The following is a 14,832-nucleotide window of genomic DNA, read 5'->3' as shown; positions in this document are numbered from 1 at the left end:
GGAACTGTCCCACCGCCGCGTCTTTCATACTCCCGCTCGAAAGCGTATTGTTTCGATCGAACGAGCTCACTCTGCAGCGTGGTCGTTCAGAGTATCTTGTTCCCCGATTCAAAAAACTCTCGAAACGAAACGCGGAGGACGCTCATGACCGGCGCAAGGCTGAAACATTACGGCTGGGGACGGGAAGGCGAAGGCATGAGCGCGGAAGAGCGAGCGTTTGTCCTCGGCCGTTACCATGCCAAGTTTGGCGCCCGCGAATTCGAAACGGTCACTGTTCCTGGCCTCGAAGAGCTGTCCTTGCGGGAACCGCGCGTGGTGCCGCCGGCTTCGCTCACGCCGTTCTGCACGACTGAACGCTACGACCGCGCCGCGCACACTTACGGCAAGTCCTATCCGGATTACGTCAGGGCCATGCTCGGCGATTACGGTTGCGCGCCCGATGTCGTGGCCTATCCAACCAACGAGACGGAGATTTCGGCTGTCATGGACTGGGCGGGGTCCGTCGGTGCTTCGCTGACGCCGTTCGGGGGCGGATCGAGCGTGTGCGGTGGCGTCGAGCCGCAGGCCGATGGCATCAAGCACAAGGCGGCCGTCACGCTTGACCTGCGCAATCTCTGCAATGTCGTCGAAGTCGATCCGGTCTCGCGCGCCGCCTTGATCGAAGCCGGTACCTATGGGCCATCGCTGGAAAACCAGCTCAAGCCGCACGGCGTCACGCTGCGGCATTTCCCGCAGAGTTTTGAGTATTCGACTTTGGGCGGCTGGATCGCGACGCGATCGGGCGGCCACTTCGCCAGTCTCTACACTCATATAGACGATTTCGTTGAAAGCCTGCGTGTTGTGACGCCGGTTGGCGTCGTGGAAACGCGCCGGCTTCCCGGTTCGGGTGCGGGGCCGAGCCCCGACCGCATGTTCATCGGCTCGGAAGGAATCTTAGGCGTGATCTCGCGCGCATGGATGCGATTGCAGCCGCGTCCAAAATACCGCGCCGGCGCATCGGTTCGCTTTCCCACTTTCTTCGATGCCGCGCGCGCGGTGCGTGCCGTGGCACAAGCCGGCCTCTATCCCTCCAATTGCCGCATCTTGGACCCGCAGGAGGCGTTCAACACCGGTGCGTCCGACGGCAGCTCCGCCATCATGGTGCTGGCATTCGAATCGGGCGATCATCCCTTGGACGCCTGGTTCAAGCGTGCGCTCGAATGCTGCGCCGACCACCGCGGGACACCGGAGCCCGTAGAGGCCGGCGACGCGCATCTCGAAGGCGCGGCAGGCATCTGGCGCAACGCGTTCATTCGCATGCCCTATGCGCGCGAATTCTTGACGCCCGTTGCTATCATCAACGATACGTTCGAGACCGCCATCACCTGGGATCGGTTCGAAAGCTTTCACGATCAGGTCAAGACGGCAACCGAACGCGCGATTCTGCAGGCGACCGGGGTGAAGGGTGAAGTCACCTGTCGCTTTACCCACGTCTACCCGGACGGGCCCGCGCCCTACTTCTCCTTCCATGCGCGCGGTCGGCACGGTGGGCTGCTCGCGCAGTGGAAGGCCATCAAGGACGCGGCGAGCGACGCGCTGATCGCGGCGGGCGGCACCATCACGCATCACCATGCCGTCGGCCGCGATCACCGACCCTGGTACGACCGGCAGCGGCCACAGCTTTTTGCCGCAGCGTTGCGGGCCGCCAAGCGCGAACTGGATCCCCGCGGCATGCTCAACCCGGGTGTCCTGATCGATCCTTAGGCGGGTGCCGTAGCTTCGACGGATTCTCCGATGGACAGACTAAAAGGGATGTCAGGTAGTCTGCCACGAATCGGAAGCAGCGTGGCTCCATAGCTCTGGGTGGCTTGGGCCACCCGGTCCATCGCCGTCGACCACTTGGATGGATCGTAAGCGGCCTCAGCAAAGGCAGATGCTGCGCTTTCGATATCGAAGCGAGAGCCCAAGCGCGCCTCCGTAGTCTTGGAAGAAATCTTAGATTGAAGCGTAGCGGTCCGCTTCCGTATTGTGGGCGGGAGAATTTCTCATTGAGCCTAGGAGACCCTTGTGCGCGAACTGATCATTAGCCCAAGGTACGCTCGAAGGTGGTGCCGTCCCGCAACATGTGGGTGCACGCCGAAGGAGCAAGGTGTTCCGGAGCTGTGGATGACTTTCGACACCTTCCGTGCCATCAAATGTTGAATGACATTTCACGAACGCCAGCGCGGAGCCAAGCGCGGTCTCGACCGGGGTAGAACTGAGGACGGCCGGGACCGCGCCCTCCACATATGTTCACGGAGGACCAAGCAATGTCCTTGTTACGGCGTCGTCCGAAAGACCGCGCTGCTTTGGAGCACGTGAAAGACCGCGCCTCCGTTATCTTACGCGAGTATGTGCAAGCGGAGATTGAACTCGTCGGAAGGGCTGCGGTTCTCCCCGAAGGGACTGCGGGCACCGTCGAGGGTGTATTTCTGGATGAGTCTCACGGCATGCGCATATCGATCAGAGGCCACATCGGGAAGTGGCCGATTTCGACAATCAAGATGCTTCAACCATAGACGAACCCGGGCCGGGGAAAGTCCATACGCCTGACCGTGCCACTAAGCGTCCTCTTAACCGTCAGCATCGCGCCCAACGCGACGATAGTGTGGCCACAGACCCCGACGATTCGTGAACGACGGGAGCCACGTTCTCGCTGTTGTTGAATGCGCCGGTTCCCCAATAGAAACTTGCTCGACCGATTGCACGGAACGCATGAATTGGAAGATCTTTGAGCGAGACATCCTGCTCGCTTCATGCATATTTCAACTGCACCCAATACGGACAAGGCTGGCGTGAGCACCCTTATGGCGGTGTTAACGCCAAGGAGTAAAGAGTTCTTCATGACAACCGGCCCAGCCTACGCGAGCGTTATCGTCGGAACTTCTGGATCGGACATTCTCTTCGGAGGAACTGGGAACGATCTTCTTATCGGCGGAGCCAGCAGCGACATCTTCGCAATCTCGAAGGGCTACGGCTCTGACACCATTAGCGACTTTCAGACTGGCGTCGGCGGTGACGTCCTGCGTCTTCAGAACTACGGGTTTGCGAACTTCGCTGCCTTCGTTGCCGCTGTCAAGCAAGTGAGGTCTGACACGATCGTTACCCTGTCCAGCACCGAAACCCTGACGTTGCAGAATGTCGCACTGTCGTCGCTCGTCGCCTCCAACGTCGTGCTCGACAATCCGCTTCAGGGCAGCGCCGCGCCGAACACGGCGGCGCAGACGGTGCAAGCAGGCGGTACGCTGACCGGCAGCGCGATGAACGATTCCCTGCAGGCACTCGGAACCGGGGTCACCCTGATCGGGGGCGCTGGCGACGATCTCTACTTCGCGTACGACCACAACACCAAGATCGTCGAGCAGCCCCGCCAGGGGATCGATACCATCCATGATTGGACGGTCGACGGCTACAGCCTTGCCGACGCGCCGAATGTCGAGAATCTGACGTTGAACGGGAACTACGCAGCGCCTGCGACCGGCAACGATCTCGACAACATCATCATCGGCAGTTCCGGCAACAATATCATCGACGGCGGCGAGGGCAATGACGTGCTCACCGGTGGTGCCGGCATCGACACCTTCGTCATCGCTGTCGGCAACGGCAACGATGTGATCACTGACTTCCAGACCGGCGCTGGTGGCGACATCCTGCAACTCAATGGCACCGGCTTTCACACGCTGTCCGACGTCACCGCCGCCATGAAGCAGGTCGGCACTGACACTGTGCTCACGCTTAGCAGCGGAGAGACCATCAGGCTCAACAATACCAAGATCGGTGATTTCACAGCGGCCAATGTCAATATCGTCACACAGCCCACCGACCTGGTGCAGACCTTCAACGATGATTTCAATACGCTCTCGGCAGGCCAGGACCCGCATCTGACATGGCGCACGAGCTATGCCTGGAGCGGCCCACCGAGTTACTCGCTCTCAGGCGAGCAGCAGGTCTATGTCGACCCGAGCTTTTCGGGATTGCCGGGGAGCCAGGCGTCAGCGCCGCTCGGCCTCAACCCATTCTCGATCCAGGACGGCCATCTCGTCATCTCCGCGCAGCCGCTGCCTGCGAGCGCTGCGCCCTATGTCGGCGGCCATCAATTCTCGTCGGGGATGATCTCGACCCAGAACAGCTTCGCCCAGACTTACGGCTATTTTCAGATGACGGCGACGCTGTCGGGCGCGCCCGGCGCGTGGCCGGCCTTCTGGATGCTGCCCACCAATCCGCACGGTCTCGCCACGGAACTCGACGTGCTCGAAGCGCTCGGCACGCATCCGGACCAATCGCATTGGGGGTTTCGATCTTCGACCACGCCTGATCAGGGGTACTGGGCGAACACGGCCGATCTGACCGCCGGTCAGCATACTTTCGCGGTCAAATGGACGCCGTACACGCTGACCTATTTTGTGGATGGTGCGGAGGTGGGGCAGGTGGCCACCCCCTCCGACATGAACACTCCGATGTACATGATCGCCAACCTGGCCATGGGCGGCAACTGGGCCGGCAACGCCGCGCCGGACGCGACAGCGAGTGTATCGATCGACTCGATTACGGCATATCAGCTGCCGGAATACACGCTCGCGAACTATAAGCTGCTCGCCAGCGGGGCGCCGACCAACACGATCACCGGGACCGCGGGCGCCGACACCCTGACCGGCACATCGGGCAACGATTTGATCGACGGAGCGGGCGGCGCCGACACCATGAGCGGCGGTGCCGGCGACGACACCTATATCGTCTCCGATCCGAACGCAAAGGTTGTCGAGGCCGCCGGCGGTGGCGTCGATACCATAGAGTCGTCCGTCACCTACAGCCTGCCCAGCTATGTCGAGAACCTGACGCTCGCCGGCTCAGACGCTATCAACGCCACCGGTAATTGGGGATCCAACATTATCATCGGCAATGATGCCGCGAACGTCATCACCGGCTGGCTCGGCAATGACGTTCTGACCGGCGGCGGCGGCGCGGATACCTTCGTCGTCAACGCCGGCGACGGCTCGGACATCATCACCGATTTCACGCCGGGAGGGGCGGGGCACGACGTCGTTCCGCTCAACGGCTTTGCCTTCACCTCGTTCAGTGACATTCAGTCGGCGATGACCCAGGTCGGGAACGACGTCTATTTGGCGTTGACGAGCCAGGACACGCTTGTCTTCCGCAACACCACCATCTCGTCCTTCGTCAGCGACGATTTCCAGCTTCCCGGTTCGCTCCCCGTTGGCGGCCTGATCACATCCTGGATCAACGGAAGCGCCGCCAGCCACACGATCTATGGCACTTCGGCCAACGACGATATCACGGCATTCAACGTCGACGACACGATGATCGGATGGAACGGGGACGACACCTATGTCGTCAACAATCCGAACCAGAAGATCGTCGAAAATCCCGGCGGCGGCATCGACAGTGTTGAAGCCTGGACCTGCTATACCTTGCCGGACAACGTCGAAAACCTAACCATGATGACGGGCGGGCTCGCGGGCATCGGCAATCAGCTCGCCAACCGCATCGCAGGCTTGAGCGGCGACGACTGGCTTTTCGGAGGTGCGGGGAACGACACCTTCGTCTACACCCTGGGCAGCGGTTATGTCACGATCGCTGATTTCCATCCGCTGACCAGCACCAGCTCCGAGCACGACAAACTCTCGCTGAAAGGTTACGATGCTTCGGCCTACCTGACCAACGTCGGTTATGTCTGGACGGTTCACTATGCGCGAGGAACGGACACGCTGCGCCTCGTCGGCGTCACCCAGCTGACAGCCTCGGACGTCGAATTCGTCACCGACGGGAACACGCCGATGACGATGACAGGGCTCGCGGCCCCGACGGCGTCGTTCTCGGCCGATAGCAGCGTGACCGGCTCGGGCCTCACCGCCGTAAATCACCTGACCCTGACCGGAAACGCCCAGGCCGGTGTCACCGTCGAAGTCTTTGATCAGGGGACCCTCGTCGGGACCACGATAGCCGACGCAGCCGGAGCCTGGTCGTTCGCGACGGCAACGCTGGCCGACGGTAGTCATCTCTTCACTGCCGAGGCCGCGGATGCCATCGGCAACCTTAGCGCTGCTTCTGCGCCGTTGAACGTGACTGTCGATACGCAACCACCCGCGGCCCCCAATCTGATCTCGGCCACGCTTACCTCTGGCAGCGTCACCGTCTCCGGCTCGGCGGAAGCCGGAAGCACCGTCAATTTGTATGACGGGACAAACTTGCTGGGCACGACTGTCGCGGTATCCAACGGTACGTGGAGCGTCAGCACCGCTGGGCTCGCCACCGGCATGCACAAGCTTTCCGCAACCGCGACCGACGAGGTCGGCAATCAAAGCCTGTCCTCCAATGACCTGGCGGAGGTGGTCGGTACGACGATCGAGGCGGTAGGCACGACGTCGTTCACCAGGGTCGGAAACGACTATTACATGTCGGTTGCCGACGCCGCGGTCGTGCTGAAATACGCCGGCGCGCCGGTCGTGGCAGGGGAGTTCGGCATCTGGTCGCCGGTTGCCGCGGAGGCGACCGCGAGCGGCTATGATGTCGCCTGGAAGGATTCCGGGAGCGGCCAGTATGCGGTATGGACCACCGACGACGATGGCAACCTGAACAATCTGGCGAGAATCCGTCCCTCACTTGAAGCGATCGAGCCGATCTTCCACCAGGACCTGAACGGTGATGGCGTGATCGGTGTTCCCCCTGTCAGCTCGACGCCGACGATCGAAGCGTCCGGTAGAACCAGTCTGGACAGGCTCGGCATCCACTACTTGCTTGATACGATCGGCGACAGCCTGGGAGCAACGTTGAAATACGCCGGTGCCGGCGTCGTCGCTGGGCAATTCGGTACCTGGTCATCAGTTGCCGCGGAGGCGATGTCGTCGAGATCGATCACCTTCAATGCCGCGACCGGCACGCTGGTTCTCGATCATGCGTCCCAGGTCAGTAGAAAGCTGATCGATCCGGCATCCCATTCGAACCAGATCGACTTGAAGGACATTGCTTTCGGGGCCGAAACATCCGCATCCTATTTAAAAGATACATCCGTTGGTGTGCGGACCGTGGCCGATGCCCAAAGCCACGCCGCGCACCTTTCGCTGGTCGGCGACTACACGCGGACGACGTTCATTCTTGCGAGGGACAGCAGCGGCGGCACGCTGGTGATCGATCCGTCCAAGGATGAATTTGATTTTGGCTCAGTTCAGGCGCCACAACGGATGCCGACTGCACAGCCTGCACCGGCCGCATGGCTGGCGGGGGAAAGCTTTGTTTTTGGCCGCGCCGGTTCATCGGCAGGCGCGGCCGATTTCAGCCTTCGAGCTGATCATCCGGCGATGCCGCAGCTCGACAGCATCGGGTCGGCTTTGCTGGCGACCGATCATCCCGAACTGTTTCACGTTGCCGCGCCGGTAGATGCGCATCTCGCGGAGTTTCACAACTTCATGCTCCACCACTAGACTAGCACGCAGAAAACTGTCCAGCTGTCATGCGGACCTTGTTTGTCGACCGTGAAGAACCCGGACTTCAGTTCGGCGGCCGCGCGGACCGCATTGATGGCATCGCCCTGGCGATGCCAGAGCTGGTTGCAGCCGTTGCGATGCTCGGATTTGAGATGGCCGATGACCGGCTCGACGGTGCCGGGCACTGTCATCAGACGGCTCAAGAAATGACCGCTCCTGGCGTGCGCCCAGCGCCTTCTGCGTGTATCCGGTGGATCGCAGATTAATCCAGCCGCGCAGCAGCAATGGTAGACCGAATTTCGTCTATCTGCCGACAAATGCTGATCGCACTTTCCCTCAGATCCTGGATCGCTCGAGATTCCGTGCGCGCTCTCTCGATTTGAGAGTTGATAGTTGCAAGTTCCGCCTGAAGAGATTGAAGGTCGGAACCGCTCGCCCTTTCCACCGCATGTGTCCGCATAGTCGTCGTCCCCAAATACGGCCACGAATCATGGCCGTATTTTGAGTCCGGTCGCCTCTCGGGGCAAGTCGGCAAAAATGTACCGCTGTTCTACGGTGCTCCAGCTCGACGCGACGAAGGCGCTGATGAAAGCAATGTGTGAGCCTGTGGATGTATGCCAAGGCGCAGTGGCGATCGAGGCGTCATAGATGACTGAAGCGCCAATCCGGATTCGCAACCGCTATTACGTGATCGATTTTGAACGTGAAACGTTCCATCGCGCTCAACCCTGTGCCGGTGTGAGCAACTATCCGAATCTCTATGGAGATGCAGCCGCAGAGATTCTCACCTGCCGGTATTGGCGCAATGAACTGACGGAGGAGCAGAACGCTGCTGCTAACGCCTTCGCAGACGGTGGCGCATCTGGCGACGATATCAATGTCATCATCACCGGCCTTGAGATCATGAAGGAACGCTCCTACCTCCAGGCCGTCGCTGACGCTGATGAGGAGACGATTGCCGAACTGGATGCGTACGAGCGAGGAATCGCGTGATCCTAGCGCCAGGTGAAAGCCGTGTGGTCCGTCCCATGGCTGGTCCGGATGGTTTTTACAGACCTAGCCGATGGCAGAGAATGCAGTTCATGACAGCGACCTCATCTGCTCGAACAATTCCTTGATAGCAGCTACAGCGCGGTCCAAGGGCTTGTCATCGGGGGGCGCGGGTGATGCGCCATAGCTGCGTCGATCCTCGCTGCAGCTAGGAGCGGCGACTTTACTTTACTGACCGGTATTAGCGAACGAGAGCTTCAAGTCGCTCGAAACGGCGACAGCATCAGAAGCTTGCAGTTTGAGAATGACGTGTTGAACAAGGCGATCGACGGCTTCGGTGTCGTCGCCGTGAAGAACAGCAACTCGGTGGTCTGCCAAACGGTTACGAATCAGCAAAGAGCTCATGGGAATCACTGCTGTCACGCAACGTAGATCGTTTTCGGTTGGAATTCGGCGCGCCAGCTTCGACGATTTCGACCTCGATCGACAGTACGTTCGTGGCCGCGAAGAGAGGTCAATGCGACGCGATTTCTGGAGCAGCCAAGGACCTTCGGGAGTGGATCACGAGTTTGCAGCGAGACAAACTTAGCTATCATATGGATCTCTCGCTCGTGGCATAAGGCCCGTATGTTTCGAGGCCGCCGTTGGTCGATAGAAATTAGCAGACCGCCGATATTGGCCGGATTGTAAACCTGTCACCGGCCCTGCTGGTCGATCCATTCGCCGAGAAATTCTTTCCAAAGAGAGTATTTATTGTCGGCAGTCGGACTTCGCAGTGTTGGTATTTTTGTTGGTATCGATTGAGTCGGCGGAAAATAAGCGAAGCAATTTCAATGCGCTAAGTATCAGTATCCATTACCTCAGGCGTTGTAGAATGGGGACATCGCCGGGACGCAGGCTCACCACGTTTGGGCCATCAGTCTCTCAAGGGCGATCGCGAAAACCAAAAACACATCGAAGCGACTATTGGCAACGAGGGCGGTATTTGCGTGCTTGGTCGCCAATGTCGGCTCCTAAGTCCGTTCTGACAAGACGAAATTCCCTAATGATCTCAACGAGCAAAAACGGTGTGAATTGTCAGAATGCATTGAAATCACAGAGGAAATTCGAAGACTTCCAAGCTGAATACGAGGGTTCGATTCCCTTCACCCGCTCCAATCTCATATCCTCTGTTCCGGAATCGCGGTTGCTCCCGGCGGGGCGGCCTGTGCACTGCTGCAATTGGCAATGTGATCGAGCCGGCTGTGTTCGATCCCGCGCTCTGAGACTGATGCAGGTGGAACATGATCGATGAGACGGATCAGACTGGCGGCGATCCGGTGATGGCCCGGCTCCGCGGCCGCTATGACAAGTACACGCGCGGCCGGCTGGAGCGTTTTGCGCAGCGGCTGCAGGAGCGGATTCATTCCGATCGCGTGCCGATCGTTTCGCTCGAACTGGCCGGGCCGACGGAGCGGATCGCGCTCGCCGACGCGCTCAAGCTCGACTATCGGCAGGTCCCGCTCGGCGGGCGGCTGGGGCCGCTGTGGGCGACGTATTGGGCGCGCGTCGTGGTCGAGGTGCCCGAGGGCTGGGCCGGCGCGCGGGTCGACCTCTATTGGGACAGCCGCTCCGAGGCGTTGCTCTGGCTCGACGGCCGCTCGACCCAGGGCCTCAATCCCGGCCGCCACACCGCGCCGCTGCTGCAGCCGGCGCGCGGCGGCGAGCGGCTCACCTTTCATGTCGAGATCGCCTGCAACGGCCTGTTCGGCGAGTACGGCACCGACCCGCAGGGCTACGCGCTGGTCGCCTGCGAGCTGCGCCGCTTCGATCCCGAGGCCTTCGCGCTCTATTTCGACTACGACGTGCTGCGTCAGCTCGAGGCCGACCGCAATCCCGCCGGCAAGACCAGGTCGCATGGCGGCGTCGGCGAATTGGTGCAGCCGGCGCTGGACCGGACCTGGGCCGGGCGGCTGCTGCACGACCTCAACCGCGTCTGCAACATCGCCGATCCCGAGGATCGCGCGACCTGGCCTGAGGCGCGCGCGATCCTTGAAGGCCTGCTCGCGGCACGCAATGGCAGCGTCGCCCACGAGATGTCGGCGATCGGCCACGCCCATCTCGATACGGCGTGGCTGTGGCCGCTCGACGAAACCAGGCGCAAGGCGCAGCGCAGCTTTTCCACGGCGGTCGCGCTGATGGACCGCTATCCCGAATTCAAGTTCGCCTGCTCGCAGGCGTACCAGTACGCCGTGATCGAACAGCATGACCCCGACCTGTTCGCGCGGATCCGCGCCAAGGTCGCGGCCGGGCAGTGGATACCGATCGGCGGCAGCTGGATCGAGCCGGACTGCAATCTGCCGTGGGGCGAGTCGATCTGCCGCCAGTTCCTCTATGGCCAGCGCTATTTCGAGCGGACTTTTGGCAAGCGGTCGACGGTGTTCTGGAATCCCGACGTGTTCGGCTATGACGGCCAGCTGCCGCAGCTGATGCGCTCAGCAGGGATGTCGCGCTTTCTGACCCAAAAGCTGTCGTGGAACAAGTTCACCACGCCACCGCATCACAGCTTTCATTGGCGCGGCATCGACGGCAGCACGGTGCTGACGCATTTCCCGCCGGCCGACACCTACAACGGATCGGCGCAGGTCGCCGAGCTGCGCTATCACGCGGCCAATTACAAGGACGCCGACCGCTTGAGTGAGGCGATCTATCTGTTCGGCTATGGCGACGGCGGCGGCGGCGCCGACGAGACCATGATTGAGACGCTGCGGCGGACCAGGGATTTGCAGGGCATTCCGAGGATCGGGATCCGCAACGTCGATGAGTTCTTCGACCGCCTCGCCGTGTCGGCCGGGAATTTTGCGACCATCGAGGGCGAGCTCTATCTCGAATATCACCGCGGCACCTACACCACGCAGTCGGAGGTCAAGCGCCTCAACCGCGCCTGCGAGGCCGGCCTGCAGGCGCTGGAATTTCTCGCCGCGCTCGCCGGCGCGTGGGGGCAGCCGGCGCCCTCGGCGGAGGACATCGAAGGCCTGTGGCGCACGCTGCTGGTCAACCAGTTTCACGACATCATCCCGGGCAGCAGCATTCGCGCCGTCTATGAGCGGGCGGAGGTCGACCTCGCCGCGGTGGAGGACGAAGCGAAACGCCGAGCGCAGGCCTTGCTGGCCACGCTCTGCGATGCCGACGGGGCGGGCTGGACACCGGTCAACATGCTGGGCGTCGGCCGCGCCGAGGTCGCGACCGATCCGGATGGCGGCCTTCACACCATCGCCGCCCCGCCGTTCGCGGCAGGAGAGGTGGCGGCGACGGACGCCCGCGTCGTCGTGTCGTCCGGCCTCGACGGTTTTGTGCTGTCGAACGCGCATCTCGAGGCGCGCATCGACCGCAGCGGCCTGGTGCAATCGCTGATCCATCTGGCGACCGGCCGCGAAACGCTGGCGGCGCCGGGCGCGCGCTTCCTGCTGCTGGACGACCGCCCGCTCGATTTCGAGGCGTGGGACATCGATCCGTTCGCGCTGGAGACCGCGCGGGACGTGACCGGCGAGGTCAGCTGCGAGGTCGTCTCGGACGGCGGGCTGCGCGGCGAGGTTCGTTTCGAGCGCAAGCTCGGACGCGACAGCAAGTTGTCCCAGGTGATCCGCCTCGATGCCGGCGCGCAGCACCTCGCATTCGAAACCACGGTCGACTGGCACGAGCGCAAGACGCTGCTGAAGGTGATGTTTCCGCTCGCCTGCCGCGCGGCGAATGCGACCTACGAGACCATGTTCGGCGCGATCGAGCGGCCGACCCACGCCAACACGGATGCGGATGCCGCCAAATACGAGGTCCCGGGCCAGCGCTGGTCGGATCTTTCGGAGCCGGATTTCGGCGTGTCGCTGCTCAGCGAAAACAGGCACGGCTATTCGACGTTCGGCAACCAGCTCGCGCTGACGCTGCTGCGCGGCGCCACGATGCCGGATCTGCAGGCCGATATCGGCCGGCACACGATGCGATATGCGATCTATCCGCACGCCGGCGATTGGCGCGCCGCCGACACCGTCGGGCATGCCTTGCGCTTTGCGCGTCCGGTGCTGTGGGTCAAGGGGCGGCCGCGCGCGCCATTGCAGCAGTCCTTGCTGCGCGTTTCCCCGCGCAACGTCATCGTCGACACCATCAAGCCTGCCGAGGATGGCGAAGGTCTTGTGGTGCGGCTTTATGAGAGCACGGGCGTTCGAGCTGCTGTGACTCTCGACTTCGGCGTCGACGTCGCGTCAGTGTGGATGAGCAACACGTTGGAGGATCGCCTCGAGGCATTGCAGACTGACGGCCGGAGCTGCCGCTTGCCGCTGCGTCCGTTCCAGATCGTGACGCTGCGGGTCTTTCAGAAGCCGGATTGATCAGCATGACTGCATCTTCCATCGATATCAGGCGTCTGACGGCGGCCGACGGCGCGCTGTATCGCGATATCAGGCTCGAAGCGCTCCGCGCGAGCCCGGAGGCGTACGCCAGCGCGTTCGAGACCGAAAGCGTCCATCCCGTCGCCTGGTTTGCGGAGCGGCTCGAGCGCGCCAGCGTGCTCGGTGCATTCAACGGCGGCGAGCTCGCCGGGATCGTCGGCCTCGTGATCGGCGAGGGGCCGAAGCGGCAGCACAAGGGCACGCTGGTCGGCATGTATGTCCGACCTGTGGCACGGCGTGCGCGGATCGGCCGCCGGCTGGTGGACGCCGCGCTCGAGCTTGCGGCGCAATCCGTCGAGCTGGTTCAATTGGGCGTGACGAAAGGCAACGCGCCGGCCCTGCGGCTCTACCAGAGCGTCGGCTTCGTGGAGTACGGGCTGGAACGGCACGCCCTGAAGGTCGACGGGCGCTACTACGACGAGATCCTGATGCAGAAGGATCTGGCCGGAATCTGAGACCTGAGCCCGACACATTTGCGGGCGCTATCGTGCTAGATGTGAGGCCGTGTCGTCCTCATCGAGAGAAAGTGCCATGCCCAGGATCGATGTTGCAAACGTGCCGGAGCGCAAGGGGAGCGGCTATCCCGCGGAGTTCGCCGCGGCATGCGCCGAGCGGGTGCGGCAGCGGCTCGGCGACGCCGGCGGGCTCACCGACTTCGGCGTCAATCTGATGCGGCTGCCGCCGGGCAACTGGTCGAGCCAGCGCCACTGGCATTCGCACGAGGACGAGTTTGTCTATGTGCTGGCAGGTGAAGTCGTGCTGGTCGAGGATGGCGGCGAGACGGTGCTGCGCGCCGGCGATTGCGCGGCGTTCGCCAAGAACTCGGGCAACGGCCACCACATGATCAACCGCTCGCAGGCAACCGCGATTTATCTGGAGGTCGGCTCGCGCTCGCCCGACGACGTCATCACCTGCTCCGACATCGACATGATGAGCCCGAGCTCCGACGGCCGCTTCCTGCACAAGGACGGCACGCCGTACTGACATGCGAGCCTCACAGTGAATCCGGTGATTTTCTGGACAGCGAGTGTGGCGGGATTGGCGGTCGCCTATCTCTTCGGATCGATGCCGACTGGCTATCTGGCCGGAAAACTGCTCAAGGGCATCGATATCCGCCAGCATGGCTCCAAATCCACCGGCGCGACCAATGTGCTGCGGACCCTGGGCAAATGGCCGGCGCTGCTGGTTCTCGTGGTCGATGTGCTGAAAGGCGCGGCCGCGATCATGTTTGCCGGCTGGTATTATCCCTGGCTCGGGACATTGCCGTCCGTCGCGCCACCGACGGCGCTCGATCTGCAAAGCTGGGTGCCCTGGTTCGTTGGCCTCGCCGGGCTCGCCGTGCTGCTCGGGCATGGCCGCTCGATCTGGCTGAATTTCACCGGCGGCAAATCCGCCGCGACCGGGCTCGGCGTGTTGCTGGCGTTGTCCTGGCCGGCGGCGCTTGGCGCTGCGGCCGTCTTTGGCGTGACGCTGGCGATGCTCCGGATTGTTTCGCTGAGCTCGATGCTGGCGGCGTTGACGGCCGTCGTGCTGATCTGCGGCTTCGAGCAGCCGCTGCCGTATCGGCTGCTGGTGATTTCAGGCAGCCTTTACGTGATCGTGCGCCACCGCGCCAACATTCAGCGGCTGCTGGCCGGAACCGAGCCGCGCCTTGGGCAAAGCAGCCAGGAATCGAATGTGAAATCGAGCGCGGAATCGAAGATATAGCCGCCATCAGCCGTTGCAGGGACCGCGCCGAAGCGCCAATTTTGATCCATGCTGATCGCCGGACCCTTCTCATGACCCAGTGGTATTTCGTTTGGATCGATGGCCCGCGCGGGCCCGAGCCGCAAAAATGGTCGGCGGAGGGGCTGTGGGGTCAGCTCGGGCGGCAGGACGTGATTGTCCGCTTTGCCCTGAACGATGTTGAAGCCGAGCTGCCGCTCGACCAGCTGGCCAGGCTGCATCCGATCCCGCGTTGA

At 62.3% G+C, this 14,832-nt stretch carries 10 protein-coding genes; 8 read left to right on the top strand and 2 right to left on the bottom strand.

Annotated elements, in window-relative coordinates; translation table 11 throughout:
- Positions 1–144: 144 nt before the first annotated feature.
- Complete coding sequence (locus XH93_RS25625) at positions 145–1,743, top strand: FAD-binding oxidoreductase (RefSeq protein WP_194469606.1); 1,599 nt, start codon at positions 145–147, stop codon at positions 1,741–1,743.
- Positions 1,744–2,825: 1,082 nt separating this feature from the next.
- Positions 2,826–7,457 carry an Ig-like domain-containing protein gene (locus tag XH93_RS25620; protein ID WP_194469605.1) on the top strand — a complete coding sequence of 1,544 codons (4,632 nt, stop codon included), beginning with the start codon at positions 2,826–2,828 and terminating at the stop codon, positions 7,455–7,457.
- Here the strand turns inward: XH93_RS25620 and XH93_RS25615 are convergent.
- Positions 7,454–7,651, bottom strand: coding sequence for a hypothetical protein (locus XH93_RS25615; RefSeq protein WP_194475545.1), 198 nt, complete (start codon positions 7,649–7,651; stop codon positions 7,454–7,456). The genes XH93_RS25620 and XH93_RS25615 overlap by 4 nt on opposite strands.
- A gap of 457 nt (positions 7,652–8,108) precedes the next feature.
- On the opposite strand from XH93_RS25615, the gene XH93_RS25610 reads away from it, so the two are divergent.
- Positions 8,109–8,453: a hypothetical protein gene (locus tag XH93_RS25610; RefSeq protein ID WP_194469604.1), complete on the top strand. Its 345-nt coding sequence runs from the start codon at positions 8,109–8,111 to the stop codon at positions 8,451–8,453.
- Positions 8,454–8,678: 225 nt separating this feature from the next.
- Here the strand turns inward: XH93_RS25610 and XH93_RS25605 are convergent, their stop codons facing one another.
- The gene (locus XH93_RS25605) at positions 8,679–8,855 is read right to left on the bottom strand and encodes a hypothetical protein (RefSeq protein ID WP_194469603.1); all 177 of its coding nucleotides are present in this window, start codon (positions 8,853–8,855) and stop codon (positions 8,679–8,681) included.
- An 878-nt stretch (positions 8,856–9,733) separates the two neighbouring features.
- On the opposite strand from XH93_RS25605, the gene XH93_RS25600 reads away from it, so the two are divergent.
- From XH93_RS25600 to XH93_RS25580, 5 genes are all read left to right on the top strand, one after another.
- Positions 9,734–12,811: a glycoside hydrolase family 38 C-terminal domain-containing protein gene (locus XH93_RS25600; RefSeq protein WP_194469602.1), complete on the top strand. Its 3,078-nt coding sequence runs from the start codon at positions 9,734–9,736 to the stop codon at positions 12,809–12,811.
- Between the two features lie 5 nt (positions 12,812–12,816).
- Entirely contained in the window at positions 12,817–13,326 is a 510-nt protein-coding gene (locus tag XH93_RS25595; protein ID WP_194469601.1) for a GNAT family N-acetyltransferase, read from the top strand.
- 76 nt (positions 13,327–13,402) lie between these two features.
- On the top strand, positions 13,403–13,855 hold the full coding sequence (locus XH93_RS25590) for a cupin domain-containing protein (protein ID WP_194469600.1): 453 nt from the start codon (positions 13,403–13,405) through the stop codon (positions 13,853–13,855).
- A 24-nt stretch (positions 13,856–13,879) separates the two neighbouring features.
- A complete protein-coding gene (gene plsY / locus XH93_RS25585; RefSeq protein WP_194475331.1) occupies positions 13,880–14,578 on the top strand; it encodes a glycerol-3-phosphate 1-O-acyltransferase PlsY in 699 nt (232 codons plus the stop codon).
- Between the two features lie 71 nt (positions 14,579–14,649).
- On the top strand, positions 14,650–14,832 hold the full coding sequence (locus tag XH93_RS25580) for a hypothetical protein (RefSeq protein ID WP_194469599.1): 183 nt from the start codon (positions 14,650–14,652) through the stop codon (positions 14,830–14,832).

Origin of the sequence: Bradyrhizobium sp. CCBAU 51753 (assembly GCF_015291565.1) — a bacterium.
Classification (GTDB): domain Bacteria; phylum Pseudomonadota; class Alphaproteobacteria; order Rhizobiales; family Xanthobacteraceae; genus Bradyrhizobium; species Bradyrhizobium ivorense.
Note: the sequence above shows the minus strand (reverse complement) of the source record. Positions and strands in the feature narration are given on the sequence as shown.